Annotated in this window: 23 protein-coding genes and 1 riboswitch; of the genes, 6 read left to right on the forward strand and 17 right to left on the reverse strand. The window is 40.0% G+C overall.

Features of this window, described 5'->3' with window-relative positions; genetic code table 11:
• Positions 1 to 3: 3 nt before the first annotated feature.
• The 4 genes from AAU57_RS03265 to AAU57_RS03280 form a co-directional block, all read right to left on the reverse strand.
• Positions 4 to 408, reverse strand: a complete 405-nt coding sequence (locus AAU57_RS03265) for a hypothetical protein (protein WP_055411566.1) — start codon at positions 406 to 408, stop codon at positions 4 to 6.
• A complete protein-coding gene (locus tag AAU57_RS03270; RefSeq protein ID WP_055411567.1) occupies positions 408 to 1304 on the reverse strand; it encodes an N-acyl homoserine lactonase family protein in 897 nt (298 codons plus the stop codon). The genes AAU57_RS03265 and AAU57_RS03270 overlap by 1 nt, the downstream gene beginning before the upstream one ends.
• A gap of 41 nt (positions 1305 to 1345) precedes the next feature.
• On the reverse strand, positions 1346 to 2794 hold the full coding sequence (gene sufB, locus AAU57_RS03275) for a Fe-S cluster assembly protein SufB (RefSeq protein WP_055411568.1): 1449 nt from the start codon (positions 2792 to 2794) through the stop codon (positions 1346 to 1348).
• Between the two features lie 114 nt (positions 2795 to 2908).
• Positions 2909 to 3238: a HesB/IscA family protein gene (locus AAU57_RS03280; RefSeq protein ID WP_055411569.1), complete on the reverse strand. Its 330-nt coding sequence runs from the start codon at positions 3236 to 3238 to the stop codon at positions 2909 to 2911.
• A 163-nt stretch (positions 3239 to 3401) separates the two neighbouring features.
• Here AAU57_RS03280 and thiL point away from each other — a divergent pair, with 163 nt between their 5' ends.
• Positions 3402 to 4445 carry a thiamine-phosphate kinase gene (thiL, locus tag AAU57_RS03285; protein ID WP_055411570.1) on the forward strand — a complete coding sequence of 348 codons (1044 nt, stop codon included), beginning with the start codon at positions 3402 to 3404 and terminating at the stop codon, positions 4443 to 4445.
• Here the strand turns inward: thiL and AAU57_RS03290 are convergent.
• Positions 4442 to 4690, reverse strand: a complete 249-nt coding sequence (locus AAU57_RS03290) for a hypothetical protein (protein WP_156339986.1) — start codon at positions 4688 to 4690, stop codon at positions 4442 to 4444. The two genes, thiL and AAU57_RS03290, sit on opposite strands and share 4 nt — an antisense overlap.
• Before the next feature lie 79 nt (positions 4691 to 4769).
• Positions 4770 to 5540 carry an alpha/beta fold hydrolase gene (locus tag AAU57_RS03295; RefSeq protein ID WP_055411572.1) on the reverse strand — a complete coding sequence of 257 codons (771 nt, stop codon included), beginning with the start codon at positions 5538 to 5540 and terminating at the stop codon, positions 4770 to 4772.
• A gap of 116 nt (positions 5541 to 5656) precedes the next feature.
• Between AAU57_RS03295 and AAU57_RS03300 the strand changes: the two genes are divergently transcribed.
• Both AAU57_RS03300 and AAU57_RS03305 read left to right on the forward strand, forming a co-directional pair.
• Positions 5657 to 8860, forward strand: a complete 3204-nt coding sequence (locus AAU57_RS03300; RefSeq protein WP_055411573.1) for a T9SS type A sorting domain-containing protein — start codon at positions 5657 to 5659, stop codon at positions 8858 to 8860.
• 20 nt (positions 8861 to 8880) lie between these two features.
• Positions 8881 to 9864, forward strand: a complete 984-nt coding sequence (locus AAU57_RS03305) for an endonuclease/exonuclease/phosphatase family protein (RefSeq protein ID WP_055411574.1) — start codon at positions 8881 to 8883, stop codon at positions 9862 to 9864.
• Between the two features lie 80 nt (positions 9865 to 9944).
• Here the strand turns inward: AAU57_RS03305 and AAU57_RS03310 are convergent, their stop codons facing one another.
• Positions 9945 to 11366, reverse strand: coding sequence for a DUF5689 domain-containing protein (locus AAU57_RS03310; protein ID WP_231717758.1), 1422 nt, complete (start codon positions 11364 to 11366; stop codon positions 9945 to 9947).
• Between the two features lie 34 nt (positions 11367 to 11400).
• Positions 11401 to 14235 carry a TonB-dependent receptor gene (locus AAU57_RS03315; RefSeq protein ID WP_055411576.1) on the reverse strand — a complete coding sequence of 945 codons (2835 nt, stop codon included), beginning with the start codon at positions 14233 to 14235 and terminating at the stop codon, positions 11401 to 11403.
• A gap of 146 nt (positions 14236 to 14381) precedes the next feature.
• Here AAU57_RS03315 and AAU57_RS03320 point away from each other — a divergent pair, with 146 nt between their 5' ends.
• Complete coding sequence (locus AAU57_RS03320; protein WP_082438522.1) at positions 14382 to 15458, forward strand: endonuclease; 1077 nt, start codon at positions 14382 to 14384, stop codon at positions 15456 to 15458.
• A 70-nt stretch (positions 15459 to 15528) separates the two neighbouring features.
• On the opposite strand, the gene AAU57_RS03325 is transcribed toward AAU57_RS03320, so the two are convergent.
• The 4 genes from AAU57_RS03325 to AAU57_RS03340 all read right to left on the reverse strand — a co-directional run bounded on the left by AAU57_RS03325 (position 15529) and on the right by AAU57_RS03340 (position 18217).
• Positions 15529 to 15891, reverse strand: a complete 363-nt coding sequence (locus AAU57_RS03325; protein ID WP_055411578.1) for a YraN family protein — start codon at positions 15889 to 15891, stop codon at positions 15529 to 15531.
• Positions 15892 to 15899: 8 nt separating this feature from the next.
• On the reverse strand, positions 15900 to 16802 hold the full coding sequence (locus AAU57_RS03330; RefSeq protein WP_055411579.1) for an LD-carboxypeptidase: 903 nt from the start codon (positions 16800 to 16802) through the stop codon (positions 15900 to 15902).
• Between the two features lie 169 nt (positions 16803 to 16971).
• Complete coding sequence (locus AAU57_RS03335) at positions 16972 to 17562, reverse strand: hypothetical protein (protein WP_055411580.1); 591 nt, start codon at positions 17560 to 17562, stop codon at positions 16972 to 16974.
• A 37-nt stretch (positions 17563 to 17599) separates the two neighbouring features.
• The gene (locus AAU57_RS03340) at positions 17600 to 18217 is read right to left on the reverse strand and encodes a hypothetical protein (RefSeq protein ID WP_055411581.1); all 618 of its coding nucleotides are present in this window, start codon (positions 18215 to 18217) and stop codon (positions 17600 to 17602) included.
• 116 nt (positions 18218 to 18333) lie between these two features.
• Here AAU57_RS03340 and metG point away from each other — a divergent pair, with 116 nt between their 5' ends.
• A complete protein-coding gene (gene metG / locus AAU57_RS03345; protein ID WP_055411582.1) occupies positions 18334 to 20421 on the forward strand; it encodes a methionine--tRNA ligase in 2088 nt (695 codons plus the stop codon).
• A 179-nt stretch (positions 20422 to 20600) separates the two neighbouring features.
• Entirely contained in the window at positions 20601 to 21551 is a 951-nt protein-coding gene (locus AAU57_RS03350; RefSeq protein ID WP_055411583.1) for a TlpA family protein disulfide reductase, read from the forward strand.
• A gap of 37 nt (positions 21552 to 21588) precedes the next feature.
• On the opposite strand, the gene AAU57_RS15280 is transcribed toward AAU57_RS03350, so the two are convergent.
• The 5 genes from AAU57_RS15280 to AAU57_RS15355 form a co-directional block, all read right to left on the reverse strand.
• Positions 21589 to 21720 (reverse strand): hypothetical protein, encoded by a 132-nt coding sequence (locus AAU57_RS15280; RefSeq protein WP_262491928.1) that lies wholly within the window; start codon positions 21718 to 21720, stop codon positions 21589 to 21591.
• Between the two features lie 107 nt (positions 21721 to 21827).
• A complete protein-coding gene (locus AAU57_RS03355) occupies positions 21828 to 22289 on the reverse strand; it encodes a hypothetical protein (RefSeq protein ID WP_231717759.1) in 462 nt (153 codons plus the stop codon).
• Between the two features lie 54 nt (positions 22290 to 22343).
• Complete coding sequence (locus AAU57_RS03360; protein WP_055411585.1) at positions 22344 to 22553, reverse strand: PLDc N-terminal domain-containing protein; 210 nt, start codon at positions 22551 to 22553, stop codon at positions 22344 to 22346.
• Positions 22554 to 22602: 49 nt separating this feature from the next.
• Positions 22603 to 23478: a pirin family protein gene (locus tag AAU57_RS03365; protein WP_055411586.1), complete on the reverse strand. Its 876-nt coding sequence runs from the start codon at positions 23476 to 23478 to the stop codon at positions 22603 to 22605.
• 86 nt (positions 23479 to 23564) lie between these two features.
• Entirely contained in the window at positions 23565 to 23777 is a 213-nt protein-coding gene (locus AAU57_RS15355; RefSeq protein ID WP_082438524.1) for a PLD nuclease N-terminal domain-containing protein, read from the reverse strand.
• Between the two features lie 197 nt (positions 23778 to 23974).
• A riboswitch (TPP riboswitch) is annotated at positions 23975 to 24068 on the forward strand.
• The last annotated feature ends 92 nt before the right edge of the window (positions 24069 to 24160 follow it).

A 24160-nucleotide genomic window follows, 5' to 3' on the forward strand; every position in this document is an offset into this window, starting at 1 on the left:
CTGTTAGTTATCTTCTTGTTCTTGCGCTTGAATCACACTGGATGATTTTGATTTGCGCACTTCTATAATTTTATCAATGACCAGCATTTGATCCCAGCCTTCGCCGGTTTCTGCTTTTAGTGGATTGGGAACTAGTTCGCCAGTCACAACTACTTGCACCATATCGTATGGTGTTCTTTGAAACTCTTTTGCCTTGCTGGCCAGCTCTGTTACCTTTTCGTCAATTTTCACCGCATAGATATCGTCGCTGGTGGACAATACCGCCGCATCTGCTAGGTAGATGAAATCGCCTTTGTATCGTGGCTCATCATAGGTAAGCACGTTTTCTTTTGTACTTTTTGGTTCAGATTCATTTTTGCAACCTACCAGTAGCCCGATGCAGAAGAGTGAAAGGAGAAGGCTTCTCATTACTTAAGCGGTGTTTTGGCGACTGTATTTTTGAAGTCATCTAGGTCATGTTGTATAATGACTGTTGCGTTTTTCGCTTTCGCGAAAGCTTCAAACTCTTCAATACTTTGCTTACTCTCTGGAATGTCATAGTTAAATTGTGGAACTACAGCATCCTCGCGGTTTTGCTCAAAGTGGTACGTGTCACCTGATAATAGGGTCGGGCCAGATTCCTTTAAGCTAAGGAATAGCGCTTGGTGTCCTGCGGTGTGACCTGGAAAGGATTTAACAACCACACTACCGTCGTTGAAGATATCAAAGTCTCCATTAAGTACCTGCGTATCTTTCAACTCGCTAAATGAATCTGGAGCATAAAATGCATTGCCTTTGATGGCGTCGCTATTGATAAAATCCAGCTCAGTTTGTTGTACTAACCATTTTGCATTTGGGAAGTTGTTTGCAGCACCAGTGTGATCAAAGTGTACGTGAGAGAAAGCAATCATGTCAATATCCGCTGGAGTTAATCCAACCGACTTTAATTGATCAACAATTTTCTCACTACGTGAAATGGTAAACGCGTCACCTTCTGGAGTGACATCGCCTTGACCTACAAGTCCTTCTGGAAGACCTGTGTCCCATAATAAAGTTCCTTCTGGATGCTGTATGATATAAAACGGTGCCGCTAGTTGGATGGATTCTCCTTCATAACGATCACCTTCAGAGAACATGACTTTTTGTTTTGCCAAAACACTACCACCATCAAAAATGTGGAGTTTTACTTCTGGTAGATTGGCAAGGCTATCTTGCTGGGCTGCCTCAGCCTCTGCATTTGCCATTCCTTCTTCAAATCCTTTTTTAAAGTCGTTACATGAGGTAAGCAACAATACTGTCGCAAGGATGTAAACTATGTTTTTCATTGTTTTTGGTTTTTTGATTGATTTTAAATGATTGGAACCTTCTATCCTACAGATCCTTCTAGACTTATTTCCAGTAGTTTTTGTGCTTCTACGGCAAACTCCATCGGTAGCTTATTCAATACTTCTTTTGAGAAGCCATTGACGATAAGGGCAATTGCTTTTTCAGTATCGATACCACGCTGGTTGCAGTAGAAAATCTGGTCTTCACCTATTTTACTGGTCGTTGCCTCGTGTTCTACTTTAGCACTGTTGTTTTTAGTCTCGATATATGGGAATGTATGCGCACCACACTCATTACCCATCAACAAACTATCACATTGTGAAAAGTTACGGGCATTACTGGCTCTTGAGTTGATTTGTACTAGGCCACGATAAGAGTTTTGCGATTTACCGGCACTGATACCTTTTGAGATAATCGTAGACTTGGTGTTTTTACCAATGTGCGTCATCTTGGTTCCCGTATCTGCCTGCTGGAAGTTGTTGGTTACCGCGATAGAGTAGAATTCCCCAACGCTGTTGTCACCTTTTAAAATACAACTTGGATATTTCCATGTGATGGCACTACCAGTTTCTACTTGTGTCCAAGAGATCTTGGCGTTTTTCTCGCAAATACCACGCTTGGTTACAAAATTGTAGACGCCACCTTTTCCTTCTTTGTTTCCTGGATACCAGTTTTGTACGGTAGAGTATTTGATCTCTGCATCATCAAGGGCAATCAATTCCACACAAGCCGCGTGTAATTGGTTTTCATCGCGCGATGGTGCGGTACAACCTTCTAGGTAACTTACATAACTACCTTCATCTGCCACTACCAGGGTTCTTTCAAATTGTCCTGTTCCCGCTTGATTGATACGGAAGTAAGTGCTCAATTCCATAGGACAACGTACGCCTTTAGGAATGTAACAGAAAGAACCATCAGAGAATACGGCGGCATTCAATGAGGCATAGTAATTATCTTTTTGCGGGATCACGGTTCCCAAGTATTTCTTCACCAATTCTGGATGCTCTTGAATAGCTTCAGAAATGGAGCAGAAGATGATGCCTTTTTCAGCAAGTGTTTTCTTAAAGGTCGTCGCTACAGAAACTGAATCCATCACGATATCTACCGCTACACCAGCAAGCATTTTTTGCTCATCAATAGAAATACCCAATCTTTTAAAAGTATCCAGTAATTCTGGATCAACCTCGTCAAGACTTTCATATTTCGGTTTCTTACTAGGTGCAGAATAGTAGGAAATGGCTTGTAAGTCTGGCTTTTCATAAGTCACGTTTGCCCATTCTGGCTCGTGCATGCTTACAAAGTGGCGATATGCCTCAAGTCTCCATTCTGTCATCCATTGTGGCTCATTCTTCTTGGCGCTTATCATGCGCACCACATCTTCACTTAAGCCTACGGGAATGGTGTCAGATTCAATATCTGTATAGAATCCATACTCGTACTCCTTGGTCTCGAGTTCTTTTTGTAATTCTTCTTCAGTATATTTTGCCATAATCTGTTGCTTGTTTTAAGTCCAAAACCAGGACCTAGGTGCTATTCATTGTTTTGCCTGATAGCTTAAGGCGTGTTTCGCTTTCGCGAAAGCGAACTCATTCTACTTCTATTGTTATAGAGAAAAGCTTTCTCCACATCCACAGGTGCGTTGCGCGTTGGGATTATTAAAAACAAAACCCTTACCGTTTAAACCACCACTAAATTCTAGGGTCGTTCCTACTAGATACAGAAAGCTGCGCTTGTCTACAACGATGCGTACCTGGTTATCTTCAAATATTTTGTCAGTCTCAACGGTATTTTTATCAAAGGTCAAATCATAGGACAGACCGCTGCAACCGCCACTCTTGACGCCCACACGAACAAAATCCTTGTCGATGGAATAACCTTCCTCACTCATGAGCGAGGTCAGTTTGTTTTTTGCTGTTTCAGAAACATTAATCATATTACTAATTGATTAAATAAATGTGTACAAAGATACGATACAAACAGCGGTAAACGCTAGGATGCAATGATAATCTCATATGGTAGTATGTGCAAAGACTATGCCTATGAATGCACTTGTCAGATCGTTAGTCCATCCCGAATCATAATTGTAATTTTGTAGCATGATTGAAGATAAAAATCCCTTAAGAACACCGATTGAGCAACTGGGCGAATTCGGTTTGATAGACCATATTACCAAGAACTTTGCGACCCAAAATGCCGGAACCGTAAAAGCCATAGGCGACGATGCGGCCGTCATCAAGCACGATAAGCACACGGTTGTCACAACAGATATGCTGGTGGAAGGCATCCACTTTGATTTAAGTTATGTGCCTCTCAAGCATTTGGGTTATAAAGCAGTGATGGTCAATTTGTCAGATGTCTATGCCATGAATGCCATCGCGACACAAGTGACGGTTTCCATTGCCATTTCCAACCGTTTTCCTGTAGAAGCGGTAGAAGAATTGTACGACGGTATCGCACTGGCTTGTCAAAATTATGGTGTCGACCTTATAGGTGGTGATACCACGGCCAGCAACAGTGGTTTGATCATTTCAGTAACTGCGCTGGGAGAACAGGAATCTGACAAGATCGTATATAGATCTGGTGCTAGCGATGGTGATTTACTGGTAGTTTCTGGCGATGTAGGTGCGGCTTATATGGGATTGCAAATCCTAGAGCGTGAGAAAGCAGTTTTTAAAGCAAACCCAAATAGCCAGCCAGATATCGAGGCGTACAGTTATTTGATTGAGCGTCAACTCAAACCTGAGGCTAGAAAGGATATTCCTAAATTGTTGGAAGAGCTGGATGTGTTACCTACCAGCATGATTGATGTTAGTGATGGCTTAAGCTCTGAAATAATTCACTTGTGCAAGCAATCTGGTGTTGGGATGAAAATCTATGAGGATAAAATCCCATTGGACCCAACAGTCATTAGTTCTTGTGAAGAATTCAATCTGGATAGTACTACCGTGGCTTTGAGTGGTGGCGAGGATTATGAGCTGTTGTTTACTGTGAAGCAGGAAGATTTCCCTAAGATTAAAGCAAATCCTAACCTTTCCATCATCGGGCACGTTTTACCGCAAAGCGATGGTATACATCTGGTCACGCGAGGCGGCGAGCAGGTTGCCATTAAAGCAATGGGATGGAATAGCTTTGAAAGCTAGGCCGCTTTTGCCTTTTGAATAATTCTAGCTGGGCGACCGGCTTTTTTACGCGCCAGCTGTGCTAGTGACTTGTTGATACGCTCATAAATGTCATTAAGCGGTACGGTCTCACCATAGATATTGTTAGTAACTTGCTTGTTGCATTTGGTGCAACACCATTCATTAACGCGATCATTGACCACGTGTGATATTTCCATTTGATGCCCAGAAATGGAGCAGACCAGACGCTTAAAGGGGTTTTGCATGTGTCGTATTTTTGGGGTTGAACGTAATTCAGATTTAAAAGGATTGTTAAATCTAGAGAAAGTTATTCACAAAACACGTTTAACGAACTGTTTTTTCGACCAACTGCAATTTTATAATCTCGTCTGGATGTGTGAGCAAACTCATATGTCCTGATTCCAGCTTATAGTTTATAGCTTTTAATTTTTCTATTTCCACTTCAATGATAGCTGGTCGTATGATCTCATCACGTAAACCGTATATGTACTGTAGTGGGATGGAAGTGTCTTCGAGAATAGGCAAATACGATGGTCTATCTCTCATAGCAAGGAGAGCATTACTAATGCTAGCCATGGAAATACGAGCTGCCTGTTGTTTCATGGATTCGATTTCTGCTTTGTACATTTCCCTTTCAGTCTCGGTGAAAAGATTGGAAATGGCCATTTTAGTAAATGCCTGTGGATATTTCTGGATCAATTTTAAGGATCTGTCGCGCTGCTCCACACGACTGGCAGAATCATTTGTCGCGCAACTGTTGATTAATGTGAGTGACAGAAGCTTTGAAGGGTACGCTTTCGCGAAAGCGCAACCCACATAGCCGCCCATGCTATGACCCACAAAGTGAATTTCGTCAACAGCATGTTGCAACAATACCTGATGGATCTCTTGAGCCAAATCATCTACCGTGTATTTCATCTCACAAGAATTGTCGCCATGACCCGGCAACTCCAACAGCAGTATTTGATACGACTCTTTGTAATGCTCGACCAACCTGTTCCATTGATCGCTGCTTCCTAAAAAGCCGTGAAGGAATAGGATAGTTGGTGCATTATTAACAATGAGTTGAGTGGAAAGTAGTCTTTCATAATTCATACTGAAGGAATTATATCAGCGAAATTATTGATTCTGGAACTGTGTTCTAAATTATCAATTCAATTTCTTATAACTATATTTATAAATAGATATATCCATTTACGATACTGAATGCTATGAAGTACTTTTTCACAGTAATTTTTTTTTTAATATCCTACTTGATTTTTGCTCAAAACGAGTGGGAGCAATTATACCCTGATATATTTCCAGGTAAAATCATTTTGGTAGATCATCTAAATGAAAGCCAAAGTATCGTTGTTACTGCCAATGAATTTTATAAATCATTTGATTCTGGTGAGACTTGGGTTATGATGAAACGATTTACTGGTTCTAATTTTTCCAGTGCATCAATAGTTGATAATACAATCGTATTGTTCGGAGGATCCCGCATTTTCATTTCTGGGGATGATGGTAGTACTTGGGAATCTAAAAACACTGGAAATTCTTCCTTCGATGCCAAATTCAATATGGTTAATAAAAATCTATTTTATGTTACAAATGGTTATAGTTACTTCGTAACAAAAAATGGAGGGGATAGTTGGACTGAAAAGGAAGTAGGAAGTGACACGTACATTTCACAATTATATTTTGTAAACGACAAATTAGGTTTTGCTCTGCTTCGTGAAGGGTCAATCCTTAAGTCAGAAGATGGTGGGGTCACTTGGGAAAATGTCTTAAACGTCCCTGAAACTTCAGTTTCCAATACAGCGATTAAATTTTACAATCCAAATTTTGGCATCCTTTCAACAAATGGTAAGGTTTTTAATACCAATAATGGTGGCCAAAGTTGGGATTTGATGCAAAATGCTAATCACAATTTTTCTGATATTTATTTTCTTAGTGAAAACGAATTTTTTTTAATTAATCCAGATATTCATTATTCTCAAGACGGTGGACGAACTTTTATCTCCGAAATAAGTTTATATAATAATGTCAATAGCATAGATTACCAAAAAGGATCTGGATTTATTGCTGGCGGTGATAAAAAATCCTTAGCAATATCTTCAAATGGAGTTGATTGGGAATTGAAGTTTATTGGTAGTCCTAATTTCAAAAACCTTGTAATGTTTGATAATTATACCGGTTATCACATTAACAATGGAAAACTTTATAAATCTATTGATGGCGGTTTTGCATGGGTCAGGATGACTGAGGCAAATCCAAATTTCAATCAAACAAATGCAATCCATGAAGCATCTTTCATTAGTGTAGAAGTAGGTTATGCTAGAAAAGGAGATCATGAAATTATTAAAACTATTGATGGTGGTTTAACATGGAGCCGCTATTTTTTTGAGTCTAATGGGTCGATAACTTACTTGAAAGCTATTGGTAACGATAATATAATCATCAGCGGTAAGAATACTCAAAGGGAAAAATACTCTAAGATTATTTTCAATGACGGACAAGATTTTGAGATAGTCAGTGACAATATTTTTATAAAAATAGAATGGCTAACCGATCAACTAGGTTTTGCTATTGAGGCTGATGAACAAGTATTATACCGAACCATTGACTCGGGTAAATCTTGGCAAAAAATATCAAATACTATTATGACTAACATAAAATCATTCGATTTTGTTGATGACTTAATAGGCTACGCTGGAACTAATGATGGTGATTTGTGGAAAACTATCAATGGTGGTAATCAATGGGAATTGATTAATCAATTTCAAAATGAAATCATTAATGACATCGAATTTTTGGATGACAAAATGGGTTTTTTTACATCTAACAAAACTAGATATACTCTTGATGGTGGTTTGAACTTTGCCAGTTTAACAACTGGTAGTAAAACATTGCAAATCGTTGGCGATTATTTATATGGAACGGCTGATCGCATTTTGCGACTGGATTTGAACGAAATTCATTTTGAACTTATAACCGATCAAACAACAGATCAGAGCAGTACTCAAGCATCAATTAAAGCATATGCAAGCGGTCCTTTAATCAATCCAAATGAACTTAGTCTAGAGTATTCTGCAAATGGTGTTACTTATATACCAGTTGATTCTTTAGAACAGTCCATTACACCTATCACAAACGGTGAGTTTAAAGTTGAATCTAATTTGAAGCAACTCAACCCTAGCACTACCTATTACTATAGATTAAAATGTAATATTAATGGGAAGTTTTACTATAGTAAAATCAAATCTTTCAAAACCGAAAAAGATGTTGAAATCGAATTAATCAGTGTAGAAACTTTTTATGATTACATTGGGTTAAATTATAGCATCACAAGTTCTGATTATTCAGTCGAGGATCTTAGATTAATCTACTCCTCAAATAGTGAAGGCAATGATGGGTCAATTATTCCAACTATTAATTCGATTTCTGCTGAACAAACTACATCTCAAATAACTTTTGTCAACAACCTGATTCCTAATACTAATTATTATTTGAGATTAGCTGGCTATATTAACGGTAATTATTTTGAATCAGATTATTATACAGTAAGAACACTAAGCGCAATTGATTTCCAAATCACCTCAATAGAAGAAGACCCCAACTTTATTACAATAAATGGAACTGTGAAGCCATGGTTCAGAGATGCCTCTAATATTACTTTAGAATATGGCGATAATTTTTTTAATAATACTACGGTCGGAAATATAAACAATGTGGAAAGCGGTTTGATTTCAAATATAAAGTTCAACATACCAAGATTAGACAACGATGTTTTATATAAGTTTAGATTGCGCGCAACTCTTGATGGTAAATTATTCTACTCTGAAATTAGTAAAATTATCCTAGGTCAGGATCGTTGGCTTATCAATGGTAAAAATGATTTTTCATTGTTAAGCAGTCCTGTTTTGGAAATGTTGGGGTACAGCAAGAATGATAAATTTAATTCAATTGGAATTAACTACGGCGAGGACACCACAATGAAGAATAATATTGAATTTGATATATCCAATCAACCAACGAACGGTTTCTTAAATAAGAAATTCCATTTATACAATATCAAACAGGACCATCAATATTACTATCAATTTTACGCAATAGATGCAGCTAGGAGAACTCAAATTCAATCAGCAATGTACACATTTACACAGCAATCTGCTTTAAGTGAGGAATCATTAAACCGTAATGATTTGATGGTGTATCCAAATCCATTCGATTCTGAAATCATAATTAAATTCCCATCAGAAAATGTAAAATCTTTTTTGTTGTACGATATGACTGGTAGATTACTATTTTTCAAAACTGTAGATTCTAGGACGGAAAATATTGACACATCATTATTAAGCGCTGGATCATATCTACTTTTATTAAGAGGTGAAAAGGGAACCTCAGTACATTATCAGCTCAAGAAAATATAATTTCATTTCAAAAAATATTTTTGAGCATTCCATCACAAGCATTTGAGCAATATACTGTAGGGTTTTACAACTTAGAAAATTTCTTTGATTTCCAGAATGACCAACATATCCTCGATGACAGCTTCACCACACTAGGTCGTAATGAATGGAATGAAAACAGGTACAACAAGAAGCTCCAAAAAATAAGTGATGCCATAAGTCAGATAGGTGCCGATTATACAGGTAACCTTCCAGCTGTCCTGGGCGTTGCCGAGGTAGAGAATAAAAAAGTCCTGAACGACTTGATCCAACAACCCAAGCTACGTAATCATAAATACAGCTACGTGCATTTCAATAGTCCGGATGAACGCGGTATTGATGTGGCCTTACTATATAGGACCGATGTTTTTGAAGTCTTGGAATCGCGGCCTATCACTTTGTTGATTGAAGATGATATGGGAATAAGGGACACCACTAGGGATATTCTGTATGTGAAAGGCAAGCTTGCAGGCACCACGCTACATATCTATGTGAATCACTGGCCGTCCAGGCGTAATGGTTCTGGAACGACTGAGTACAAAAGAGCACTTGCTGCCCAACAGCTCATGGAGCATGTCTATCACATAGACGATGCGGGAAACCGTAGGCAACGACTGGAAAAGGACAATACCTTCATTATCATCATGGGCGATTTTAATGACGATCCAGAAAACGATAGTATTACCAAAGGTATCTTACCGCATGGTTTTGACAATATAACGGCACCGCTCAAGAACTTTCATCGCGGATCGCTCAACCATAAGTTCAAATGGAATCTTTTTGACCAGATCATGGTAAGCGAGAACCTGCACAATGATATACCTGGCGATTTGTTTGTCCACAAGGCAGATATTTTTGACGACATCATGTTGCGCCAGTGGAAAGGAAAATACCGCGGACAGCCAGCGCGTACTTTTGCCGGTGGTAGGTATGCTGGTGGATTTAGTGATCACTTTCCCGTGTACACCGTGTTGAGACGTAATTGATTACATAAAAAAACCACTGCCATCAAAGCAGTGGTTCTTTGTATTTGTTACGCTTTCGCGAAAGCGAAATCCATCAAGTCTTAGTTGCTGGTAATAGTGACATCATCTAATTGATAACCACCATTTGCTGCGCCGCTGTTACCACCGCCATCAGCCTCGTTACCCGTGTACTTAAAGGCAATTGCACCAGTGCCGTCCACACAGTCAAGAGAAACATTTCCTGAAGAAACAAAGTTTCTAAAGAACTCGCTGTTAGGAACTACAGTGGCGTCTGCCAATGCGCTCCAAGTAGCCGTTTCAACACCTGCAGGTGTTCCATCCCAGTCATTGGAGAAAAGAACCTCTAGAGTCGAAGCATCTGCAAAATCATTTGAAGTAAAGAAGTTGAGCACCTCACCGGTTTGTGCATCAAAGTCTATTTGTGGAGTGATCAACCAGGCGATAGAGCTATCATCACCACTTCTAAAGGTAGTTGCTCTTGTTGCAGGGCTGTTTCTATCGCCATCAAAATAAGATTCCCATTGCACGGTACCAGCTTGTACATAATTGGTCCAACCGGCTGGCATGGTAGCAGTATTGTTCACACCACCATTAAAGTCTTCATCTATTAAGGTATTAGCACCAGGTCCATTTGCAGTGCCACAGGCAACCACGTCAAACTCACAACGAGTAGTTGGATCAAAATCAAAATTTGATGGAGCATTTGCTTTCAATACAAAAAACTCATCTCTAAAATCTCTCAAGATAAGCCCATCGATGGAGCCACTACCTTCAGGAACTCTGATGGATTTAAAATCTGCAAAGGTTGAAGTTTGAAAAACTAAAGGCGTCGCAAAGAAGTCTTCGCAAGTTTGAATCAGACGGTCACCGTCAAAGGTGTCACCTCTTTCTGTCGCAAATGTCTTTCCTAATTCAGAATCTAAAAACTGAACGTTAGACACTCTTACCCATTGGTTTTCTAGTGACTCGCTTACCTCGCTTAAAGAAATTTGCTTAGGAACGATTGTCGCTGTTTCTTCATCACGCAGGATAGTATTCAAAACTTCTGAAGCAAATATTCTTTCAAGATCCTCGCCTATACCTAATGTGTAAACACCATTGGATTCTCCTAATGTTAAACCATCTAATTTGATATACACTTTACGACCAAAGTTAAAACGGGTGAACAAAGGACTAAGATCTGCCTGAACGTTTACTCCAACAGTAGGATTTTCAGGAGCATTCTGGATCACTAATTCTTTAAAGTAATTACCACCTTCATCGCTAGAAACGACATAACCTTCAACAAAGCCATCTGTTTCATCAAATGTAATAGGCTCTGGATCTTGTCCACCAAAGGTATTCTCGTACTGGTTAATAATGGTTGTGAGATTAGCGGTGCCAGCAGGAGCTTCTACCACAACCTCATTCAAATCTGGTATTGCAAAATCATCATCTTCTACACAAGAAAAAGAGATCGCAACTACTGCTAGAAAGGCAAAGAGTTTATTTAAATTTTTCATTTCTCTGTTATTTATAAATTTCATTATAGCTTTTTTAGAATCTTAGGTAAACATTTAGGTAGTAGGTAGCCCCATTACCAAAAAAGTATCGAGGTGCAAAAACCTGAGTTGGGTTGTTCACGTCATCATTTAAGGACTGGAAAGTAGCAGTACGCGACTGCTCAAAACCTCCTGTTTTGTATTCAATATTAAATACGTTGTTTATGGTAGCAAAGAAACCAACATACTTATCGTCAATTCTCCACGATTTACCGCCTATGACATTCACAAGTACATAATCGTCAAATTGTTCTTGCTTTAAAAGTTCTTTGGCAAGTACTGGATCAAAATCATTGAATTCCTGACCGTCAACATCTAATCTAAATCGGTCAGATCTTCTTATGATACTAGGATCAATATAACCATTGGCAAAATAGTTGGCAGTAACTCCTATGTTCCAGTATTCTGGATCACGATATTCAAAACCTATTTGTGCAGCTGTTTCTGGTCCACCTGCGACATGGTAGTCCTTGATGTTTACAGAACCGTCACCAAATCTAATCTCTCCATCAAAGTCATCGCTGGTATAATACACTTCTGCATTATCAGAGTACACATTTTGTCCCGCTGCCACCGCAGCCTTCAAATTAATGGTAGGTGTTATTTGATACTCAATACCTAGTTCCATACCGTAGTTTCTTCTGTCGATACCCGTTACTACTTCTTGGATAAATCCACCTTCTTCACCCTGAAAGTTTTCTGTAAAGAAGAAGTTGATGTCATTTCCATCTTCAAATTGAGTATAGTAACCTGTAGCCCTCAATTTTAGAATAGGAGAACGATAGATGTAGCTACCGTCAAAACTGTAGCTCTTCTCTGATTCCAGTCCGTTAACGATAAGGTTGTTTTGGCGAGCATTGACAAAGGTGTTTCTTATGTATGGTGCTCTTGTGATGTATGCTCCATTAAAGTTAAGTAGGTTCAAACCATTGATTTTGTAGGTAGCACCACCTTTCACACCAAAGTTTGTAAAATCAACTTTCTCACTTTTTCCAAAAGATTCGTTTCCTAAAAAGTTTCCATTTTCATAAAGTCCATCACGTTGGTAGTCTGTTTGGGTAACAGATCCCGCCACGAAGTAATCAATCTTATTGGATTTAAACTGTGCTTGTGCAAACGCGTTGACTACATTAGCATCAATGATGTAATTGTACTTGTAACGGTCACCTTCACCTACGATTCGGTTTGGGTTGCGTACATCAGATTGCGCAGCATCATTTTGAATTTGATCTATGTTGGAAGCTTCTTCTGCAAAGAAATCTACGTCTAGAAAACCAGTTCCACCTAGAAGGTCTTGTAACAATGCATAATTTTCACTTCTAAGCTTTCTGTAATTAGCACCTGCAGTAAGCAAGATATTGTCTGCTAGGTCTGCTGTAAGAATGGTGCTTGCTTGAAACTGATTGTCATCGATTCTGTCTTCTTGAATCGCATAAATAGAGTTGCCACCATCCTCACGAACGGTCAAATTTTGTCTGTATAAATCTTCCCAATCCAATTGCCCATCATTGATAAAGGCTTGTTCTGCTCTGTAGGCGTTGGCAAGGTCTATCGGCGTGTTACCGCGTCTCAAGAAATAGCTGGGTAGATTTTGATAATAATCTGGATTAGGGTTAGGCGCGCCACCTATGTAAACATCACGGCCTAGAGTGTTGTCCAGTCTTGTACCACCATTGTCAATTCTGGTATTTCCAATTTTACCAAACTGGTAAGAAGTATTGGTCTGCAGCTGTACTTTAGGAGAGATCGTCCAGTAGTGGTTCAACATCAAGATAGGCTCGTCAATTTCTCTTATTCTGGAGTTGCGTTGTGCGTTGTCCTGTATTCCCCAGAATGGGTTGTACTCTATACCTTTAAGGTCTTTGATCTCTTCTGTAATCGCAGTTCTACGACCACGTCTGTTAGAAGCATATATACCGGTAAAATTCAAGAAGTGATTCTCACTCAGCTTACGTTCTACATTAAGACTGACTGAATTTGCATCGTATAAAGTTCCATCTACAAAGCCTTCTTCACCGCTTCTTCTGGAAGCAGTAATCGCATAAGCCCAACCGCTGCTAAGCAAACCACTTTTATAGGTTCCCATAAAGCGAGCGCGGTAACTTCTATTGGCACTGGCGTAGGAAATCTGTGAACCTGCACGTTGTTGTGAAGCTCTCATGTCAATACTTTGTACACCGCCGTATCCACCAAAGGTATCGTCTGCAGGTGCCAGTCCCATGGTGAAGGTCTGGTTGCGTTGCAGGTCGTTGATGCCGCCCCAATTGGACCACTGTGGTCTACCAGAGAATTGCTTGTTCATTTCAAGACCGTTGATGAGGATTTTACCGTCTTCACTATTAAGACCTCTAGGTCTAAAGAATGTCGCACTAAAATCAAAAGCAGCCGCTCTTAAAAATTGATCTCTAGTGGCTTGTAATAATCCAGAAACATTGTTTGCGGCATTATCGTCATCAGCGAGGTCATTCTCAGTTAAGGAAACGATTCCTTGAGCCTGTTCTTGTTGTACATTATCCACCTTTAAATAAAGAGGATCTAGATTTACCGTGGAACCTTTAATGATCACCACTGGAATGTTGCGGGTTAGATATTCATTGGACTCGATGATTACCATTTGGTCACCTTCCTCAAGGTCCTGTTCAAAAACAAAATATCCCTGCGCGTCTGTAGTTGCTTGAAGGTTTGAACCTCTTATCGTGATGATCGCACCAGGAATGGGTTCTTCAGTAGTCTCGTCAATGACGCGACCTTTAAGCAGTTCTTGTGCCATTCCTAGAGTAGAAGTGAGCATCATGACAGCCAGGAAAAGTCTGGAGTAGAATTGATTCATTTTTAGTTAATATTATTATAACGTTATGTATGAGCGGGCAAAACTACATAATTATATTGGCTAACGTACCTTTGGCCTGTCGTTTGCTTTAAATTTTACACAAACATAAACTTAGAAGTATTCAAGATATGTACAAATATTTGATAATGAGTGTTTTGTCTTATTTCGCTTTCGCGAAAGCGGCAACAGCACAAACCCCTGAAGCCAAGCAGTATAAGGTTCAAACCATCGCCTTCTACAATCTGGAAAACCTTTTTGACACTGAAGATGATACCACCATCTTTGATGAGGCTAGCCCTATTATGGAGATGGACGCAGGTATACGTGAAGAAGTGTATCAAAAGAAGCTGTCTAACATGGCCAGAGTCATCCGTAAAATTGGAGCAGAAAAATCTCAATCTGCACCTACCATTCTAGGCGTTTGTGAGGTGGAAAACCGTAAGGTTCTTGAAGACCTGGTGAATCATCCACTGCTGCGAGAGTTTGATTATGGTATCGAACATTTCAATTCTCCAGACCGTCGCGGTATTGATACGGGCTTTTTATACAAAAAGCGCGAATTCAAGGTATTGAACAGTACCCATAAAGAACTGTTGATTTACGATGCTGTAGATGGAGATCGTATTTATACCAGAGACCCGATTATCGTTACAGGTGAGCTGAATGGTGACAAGATGACCTTTATCGTTAATCACTGGCCATCACGTAGTGGTGGAGAACAAAAAAGCCGTAGTAAAAGAAATGCTGCTGCTGAACTCAATAAATCTATTATTGACAGTCTTCACAGTATAGATTCCATGTCTAAAATATTTGTGATGGGTGACCTTAATGACGACCCAACAAATGAAAGCGTCAAGGATATCCTCAACGCTCAAGAAAATAGAGAAGAGGTAAAGCCACAAATGATCTATAATCCCTATCTACAAATGCATAGAGATGGTTACAGTACGCTATTCTATAGAGATGCGGGAAACCTATTTGATCAGATCATGTTTACCTATCCTATGCTAATGGAGGCGAACCAGTCCGGTTATCAATACTGGCAATCCCATATTTATAACCCTAGTTTTATGAGCAATAAAACGGGACAGTATAAAGGTTATCCTTACCGAAGCTTTTTAGGGAGCACCTTTACAGGTGGTTTTAGTGATCACTTTCCTGTATATGTTTATGTCGTCAAGGAAATAACTAATGATGATCAGACCAATGTAGATCGTGACTAGCACTAGAAATACGATATTTATTCAAGACTTAGTCTTTAAAAACAATGCGCTCAAGGAGCGCATTGTTTTTTTAGAAATGGTAAAAGGCATCTTCTAGATGTTCTATTCTCGTTCCTGCCTTGTTTTTTATGATGGCAACGATATCAAAGCGTACCTCAACATCGGGCTCGTCCAATTCTTCTACAAAATGATGGGTAGTCTCTACCAGCCTTTTGATTTGTAGTGGTTTCAGGAAATCTTGTGGATCACCAAAATCTGGTGTGGACCTTGTTTTCACCTCGACAATCACGATAAGATCATCCATGCGCGCGATAATATCGATCTCGCCTTTTTGATAGGTGTAATTACGTGTCAATATTTGATACCCTTTTTTAAGAAGATGTGCAGCCGCAAGATCTTCACCTACTGAACCTAATTCATTGTGCTGCGCCATATCAATGATTATTGCGAGATAGTGATGTATTCCTTTTTTATGGAAACCGTAATGTCTTTCCCTAGAGCAAAGCTATAATTATCTACCACATGCCCTGCTGGAAATCCATAGATCACAGGGTATGAATAGCCTGCAGTGTGCTCTTGAATAATCTCTTCCACCGTTTTTCCAAATGGTGTATCGTGATCTTTGATGTCGGTAAAGCCGCCAACGATAAGACCTTTCAAGCGGGCCAGTTTTCCAGCTCTTTTTAAGACGGTGACCATACGGTCCACGTGATACAGCAACTCATCCAGATCTTCTATAAATAGAAAATGTCCGTCCAATTCAGGAAACGTAGCAGAACCTAACATACTTACCAGCACAGATAGATTTCCGCCTACAAGCGGCGCCTTGAGTGTGACAGGCTTTAGATGTTGTGTATTTGGTATTGTAAAGTTTTGTGGACTTTGGGTAGCTGCGTATTGAAAGCTTTCTCGAACGGCTTTGGACTTTTCTCCTATTTCCCTAGGCATAAAAGCATGCATACTTTGAAGGTCATTGCGCTGCCACAGTCCATGTAAGTGAGTAACATCAGAGTAGCCTATTAAGAGTTTGTTCTTGCCTTTCAAAATGCTCAAATCAATTTGATCCACCATTTTAACCGTGCCATAACCACCACGAGCAATCCATATAGCGTTGACGTTTTCATCTTTTAAGGCTTCCATGAAATCGATGAGACGTTCCTCATTGGTTCCACCATATTGGTGATCTTTCTTACCAATGGTTTTTCCTAAACTAACTTGAAAACCCAAAGAGCTTAACCATTCTTTAGCTGGCTGTAGGTCTACCGCTTCAACAGATCGCGCAGTACATAAGATCCTAATATGGTCACCTTCACGCAGCGATGGAAATGGTTGATATGCTTTCATAAATGACGGTCTTCAGTAGACTACATGGATTGGATTATGCCTCAAGCCTTCCTCTAAAAGTACTGGAAATAATAGCAGCGATAAAATAAATCAAAACACTTTGTGCGAGGAGCACTAAGGCTGTGAATCACTTTGCAATCAGCAATCTAAATCAACTAAGACAATATAGTTATTCGACAGCAGTGGAAGTTCCAGGTTTAGGAATCTCCATTTGAATCCTATTGATGTAGAGTTTCAAATCCTTGGACGCTGTAGAAGAAAGATCAAAAAGATCATAGCTGTAATATTCTGCTGGGATCATGTCAGATGTTGGTCTAACGGTGTACGTGATCTTCTTATCGGCAAGAATACCTTTGTCCGCTTTTACTTTACCTGGCAAATCATATCCTAAACCATAGAAAGCAATAGGCGCCTCATTGGCTTTTTCCAATACTTCGATGGGATCGCCTACTTTGCCATAATCGGTAGTCCACTGACCAGATTTATCCCAGTATAGTTCTTGTGGTAGGGAATCATTGTAGATGACCTTCAATTCGTCAAGCGTTTCGGGATATAGGGTCACAACCGTTCTAATGCCGTTGTATTCGTCTACAAACTTGGTTTCCTTGGTAATGTTAGCATCGCTGTATTCCTCTTCCCAATCAGGATTGGTAGAGATTGCTTCTACCAGCTGTTGTGCATCAAATGGGTTAGCGGGTTCTTTATCTTTTTGACAGGAAATAATAGCAATAGCTATAAATACGAGCAATATCTTTTTCATGAAATCATTTTACCGGTTGCAAATATAGCCGTGCTTTTTAGAACTTATAGACTATACGATCTACGTAAAGTTGCAGTTTTTCAACATCTGGATCTTTTGAATCATAAATTTGGTCTCCTATAAACTCATTTACAGCATCTTCTGGTATATCAGCATAATTGGGCGATAGGGAAATCGAGTAGTGGTCTGCATCAATATTGCCATCACCTAGAATCACATAACCACTATGATCCCATTCAAAACCTGCAAACTGTACCGGCACACCGTTGATCTCGTTCAATTGTTCAATGGAACTGCCTACCTTCAAAGCACCCTTAGTGCGCCATGGACCGCGTTTCAAGACAAAAATCTCATAAGGCGCCTCATTTTCAAAGGATATAAAAAGCTCGTTAGACGTTCCTTCACCCATAAACATCACTTTGCGCCTCACGCTTCCTTCCTCAAATTGCATGCTGGTCTCATTCATGTCCAGCTCTTGATAAATGTCTAGGTAGGAGCCGTCCTTCAGGGATTCTGCAAGGTGTTCCAGCGTCCAGTAGTCGGCATCTTCAGGGATTTCTGCGATAGGTACGGCAGGCTCCAGCGCTGGTCGCTCTTGGTTTTTACAACTTATAGCAATCAGGACAACGGTAAGAAGAAGAATATAATTTTTCATGGGGATCGTTGAGTAGTTCGCTTTCGCGAAAGCTAACAAATTACAAACCTTACTGCTCCCAATGGAACATTAAAGCTGCTACAGTTATTGTAAATTTGTGGCTTTGAAACCATTTCATGAGCCATCAACAACGATATACAATTACAGCGGCATTGCCGTATACTAACGGTCCAGTCCATATAGGTCACCTAGCAGGCGTTTATGTCCCGGCAGATATTTATGCGCGCTACCAGCGATTAAAAGGTGCAGATGTCGCCTTTATTTGCGGTAGTGATGAGCATGGTGTGCCCATTACCTTAAAGGCCAAAAAAGAAGGCGTCACCCCACAAGAAATTGTGGACCGCTACCATAAAATCATTGGCGATTCCTTTGAAGAATTTGGGATCTCGTTTGATAATTACAGCCGCACCAGCGCGCCCATCCATCATGATACGGCCAGTTTTTTTTTCACCAAATTATATAACGATGGAAAGTTCATCGAGCAGGTTACCGAGCAGCTTTATGATGCAGAGGCCAACCAATTTCTAGCCGATCGTTTTGTCGTGGGAACCTGTCCCAAGTGCGGCAACCCAGAATCTTACGGTGATCAATGCGAGCGCTGCGGGACTTCCCACAACGCCACCGATTTGATCGAGCCCAAAAGTGCCATCACCGGCAACGTCCCAGAATTGCGCGACACCAAACACTGGTTCCTGCCGCTGGACCAGTACAGCGAGTGGCTCAACGATTGGATCGTAGAAGGCCATGCCGCCGACTGGAAAACTAATGTATTAGGACAAGTCAAGGGCTGGATCGCAGATGGTTTAAAGCCACGCGCAGTAACCCGCGACCTGGATTGGGGAATTCCTGTTCCCGTAGAAGGTGCTGATGGTAAGGTGCTCTACGTCTGGTTTGATGCGCCTATCGGTTACATCTCGTCCACTAAGGAATGGGCAGCTCGTGAAGGCAAGAATTGGGAAGATTACTGGAAGAACGAGAATACAAAACTCCTTCATTTTATAGGCAAGGACAACATCGTTTTTCACTGTATCATTTTCCCGGCGATGCTCAAGGCGCACGGCGAGTTCATTTTGCCAGACAATGTTCCGGCAAATGAGTTCCTGAATCTTGAAGACGATAAAATTTCAACCTCACGCAATTGGGCGGTTTGGTTGCATGAATACCTAGAGGATTTCCCGGGACAGCAGGATGTATTGCGTTATGTGTTGACTGCCAATGCTCCAGAAACTAAGGATAACAACTTTACCTGGAAGGATTTCCAGGCGCGCAACAACAATGAGTTGGTCGCCATTCTTGGGAACTTCATCAATCGTGCACTGGTATTGACACACAAATATTACGATGGAGTCGTGCCAGAGCCTGGTGCGTTTACACAGGTAGATCAAGAGACGCTAGACGCGGTCAGTGCCTTTCCAGCCAGTATAGAAGGCAGTCTGGAGAGATATCGCTTTCGCGAAAGCGCCAACGAGTTCATGAATCTTGCAAGATTGGGAAACAAGTACCTAGCCGATGAAGAGCCTTGGAAATTCATCAAAACCGACCCAGAACGCGTCAAAACCGTGATGTTCGTAGGCTTACAAATTGCGGGAGCACTTGCCGTACTTGCAGAGCCATTCTTGCCTCATACGGCTAAGAAACTACAAGACATGCTTAACATTGCATCCAATCCAGCTGCACGATTGCGTGCAGACCTGGTCAAGATCGAATGGAATGACATTGCTGAAAAACAAGAGCTGTTGCACCACGGCTACAAAATCAATAAAGCCGAATTACTTTTCTCTAAAATAGAGGACGAACAAATAGAAGCACAACTTGCCAAACTAGAAGCTACTAAAGCCTCAAACAAATCCACAACACCTAATCTTATGCCACAAAAAGAAGAAACCAACTACGATGATTTCATGAAAATGGACCTGCGTGTCGCAGAAATCCTAACTGCTGAAAAACTACCAAAGTCCAACAAACTAATGGTCATGACGGTGGACACAGGAATAGACAAAAGAACCATCGTGAGCGGTATCGCAAAACACTTCACAGCAGAAGAACTCATAGGCAGAAAGGTAACCGTCCTTGCCAACCTCGCGCCCAGAAAATTGATGGGTGTTGAATCTCAAGGAATGATTCTACTCGCCGAAGATCCAGATGGGAAATTGGTTTTTGTCAATCCAGATGATGCGATTCTGAATGGGGCGACGATAGCGTAATTGAAACTATTGAGCCCTACTGAAGTCTGAGGATCATGTTAATGCTTTGCAAATGAGAACGTTGAGATATTTTATAGCATTAGGGCTTTTAATTTTGTTTGATTCTTGTAACAAAGTTGATAACGATCACTTGAACCAAAAGGATGAAGGGTTTGTTCTTTCAGGAAAGGTTGATAAGCATGAAGGTTTATAATATTTCCTATGATGGTAGAAAAGACAGTTCAATAGTTGAAAATGGTCAATTTAAATTCCAAGGGAATTTAACAAAATCACAATCCGTGATTTTTACTTCAAAAAAAGTTTTTGCAAGTAAACGGCAGTTTTATCTGGAAAACTCCGATGTAAGCGTCGAGTTATCATTTGAAAAAAAATATATAAATCCAGATCTAACTATTGACTGGTTTACCATAAAAGATTCCAAAGGTTCTGAAACTGATTCAAGTTTTATTGCATTTAATAAATTCAAAACAGAAAATCAAACTAAACCAGACTGGAACAAACGGCTATATAGCCGGCTCGAAAAAATTTTTCAAAAGTATCCGGACAGTGAATTGAGTGCTGACCTGCTTTACGATGAAACCCTAGACTCCATTTTGACCAATAAGGAGTTAAGAAAACTATATTCTTATATAAACTGGAGCCATCAAGATCCTTTCCGTAAATATCAAACGGCAAAAAACATTATGCCTGAAAAATATGATGAGATAGGTACAGAATTAAAAGACTTCACTTTATTAAACGAAAAAGGTGTTCAAATATCACCTAAGGATTTTCGCGGTAAATATTTATTCGTCGACTTTTGGGCAACATGGTGTGTACCATGTAGAGAAGAATTCCCTGCATTAAATCTGATTTATAATCAATACAACAATAAAGGTTTTGATATGCTAGCTGTCTCGATTGATGACCAGAAAGGAGAATGGCTAGAAGTGATTTATAAAGATCAATTCAAATGGAGTAACGTACACAGTAAAAAAGGTGTAGAAGGTGAAATTGTCCAAAAATTCAATCTTTATTCGATTCCCACGAATTATTTATTGGATAAAACCGGGATCATTATCGCTAAGGATTTTAAACCTACAGATCTTGAGAATTTTTTAAAAAATAACTTAAAAACCGAGCAGAATTAATTGTGCTCGGTTTTATTAAGAATTAAATAGTTGATAACTACTCTTCCTCACTTTTTGCATCATCACCAGTCTTGATGGATTTAGGTTCCAGGTTATCGTCTTTGGCGATTCCCTTGGCGTGAGGTATTGGGTGTTTTCCTTTTGTTTCTTCAAAGTTTGGCGTTTTCATAGTGTTCTTTTTTAATTAGTTCATCGCTCTACAGCGATTTCCTACAAGTTAAACAAACGAATGCCAGTAGACTTGGTTGCTAACAATACTTTATAATCTCATAATTCTTAACGATGCGTTTTTTCTTTCCACAGTGAAATACTAGCGCTTAATTGTACGCTGACTTTATTAATAGGATTGAAATTTTTGTTTGTTAATATGACTTGCGGTTTTATAGTGAGAGAATATCCATTACCGCCCAAGCCAATAATTGGCACATATCGTAAAGTCCAAGAATCGAAATTAGTGTAGGTGACTAACTCACTTCCTAAAACCACAAACTGATAGTAAATCACGCCGCCTATTTTGGGACCTAGAAGAAAATCTTCTGTATTCAAACCTATTTCTGAACCTATCCCATATTGAAATCCACCACCGTGACGACCGCCATAATGTAATTTATTGACACCTATTTCAAGTAAATGGTAATTCCGTTTGTTGGGTCCTTCGAAACTGAATTGGTACCCAACTTGAAGATTAACAGAGTCGTAATAAATATGGTCTGTCTGAGATTCTTGGGAAAAACTCAAAAATGAGATCAACAGAAACAGGATCAAATGGCACTTCATAATGAAGCACATGCTTTAAATGTCCCTTGGTATTGTCACCTTTTCTTTTTGCCATAGGGTCAAATACAGCAAGATCCCAATGACTGGTGCAAGTACCACTACCAGGATATAAATCAATTTATTGTTTTCATTGACAAACCTGCTTTTAGCAATGTCTGCGATGCAATACACCCATAAACCAATAAAAGTTAATGCGATGATGATAAAAAAAGAGGCAGGAATCATTTGAAAATAATTTTAGATAAAGTTAAAGATTTTGAGTAACCTGATGAGATCACTCCGGCAGCGCCACATAACTATCATCGTTCGCCATCATGGGGAACGTTTTGTTTTTCCAGGCTTCCTTAGCGGCTTCAATCTTTTCTTTGGAATCACTTACAAAGTTCCAATAGATATGGCGCTCTTCTGGGAACGGCTCACCGCCAAAAATCAAGATGTGACTACCTGCTGAAATGACCAGATCACAAACGTCCTCAGTTTTGCTTACCAGCATATTTCCTTCTTCAATCACATCGCCGCAAGCAGTCACACTACCAGTGACAACTGTGATACCTATTTCACCGGTTAGATTACCGGCAGCGTGAAAGGGATAATCGGCCTCTGTTTTGATGTCGATCATAAAAAGCTCAGAATGCACAGGCACTGGCGATTCCTTGCCATAGCCTTTTCCAGCAACTAGTGTAAAAGTTGCTCCTTGATCTTGCCATGTAGGCAAGGCATCTGCCTCGATATGATGAAATTCGGGTTCGCAATCTTCCAGCTCTTTAGGCAACGCTACCCAAATCTGATAACCATGCATAGTGAATTCGGTTTTGGAATCGCGCAAGGTTTGCGGTGTACGCTCCGTATGCGTGACGCCTTTACCGCCTACCATCCAGTTAACTGATCCTGGCAAGATCGTTTGATCTGTGCCTATACCGTCTTGATGTTGCAACTGGCCTTCCATCAAATAGGTCAATGTCGATAGTCCAATATGTGGATGCTGGTCCACATCCATATATTTGTCTGGTCCCAGCGCCTCAGGACCCATGTGGTCAATAAAAATAAAGGGACCTACCATGCGCTTCTTACGGAATGGTATCAACCTACCTACTAAAAAGTCGCCTATGTCGCGACTGCGCTCTTCTATAATCAAACCCGTGTTGGACATCCTTAGAAAATTAAATGGTTAGAAACTCAAGGCAGAGCTTTAGCTGTTCTTCAAATTAAAGATATGGGATAAAAGTAAAACGGGAATTAAAAGATCGACTTGTTCAAGTTACCCGTTTTTTTAGTCCTCCAGAATATGAGATATAAAGGGATGCCTATCACGGGCACCACTATTACCAATAAAAGGTAGATCAGCTTGTCCCTATCATTCTGATATTTATGAGTCACGATGTCATAAACACAGTAGATCCATAACACTATAAATAAAGGCATGATATAGAAAATCGGTGCAGAATACATAGCTCAAGCAATTCCTGTAAAATTAAACGCTGCCAGAAATTTACAGCAGCAATTAACTTTTGCCATATCGTTTTTTTAGATTATTGAAGCTGTTTTTAGTTCGCTTTCCTGTCTGCCGACAGGCAGGCGCGAAAGCGAAAACCTACACAAATTATCTTCACTTTTTACGGTAGTTTTCATTTTGCATACTACTTTTGCGCCATCTCAAGGGGTGCTCCTTAAAAAGGGCTGAGATTATACCCGAGGAACCTGGGCAGGTAATGCTGCCAAGGGATTTGACATAAGGCCGATTCGAGCGACAGTCGATAATGGCTCTATGGCAATAAACGAGAATCCTCTCAAACATTTTATTTTAACCAAGACCGAATAAATGCCCCTTTTAT

Origin of the sequence: Nonlabens sp. YIK11 (genome assembly GCF_001413925.1) — a bacterium.
Classification (GTDB): Bacteria; Bacteroidota; Bacteroidia; order Flavobacteriales; family Flavobacteriaceae; genus Nonlabens.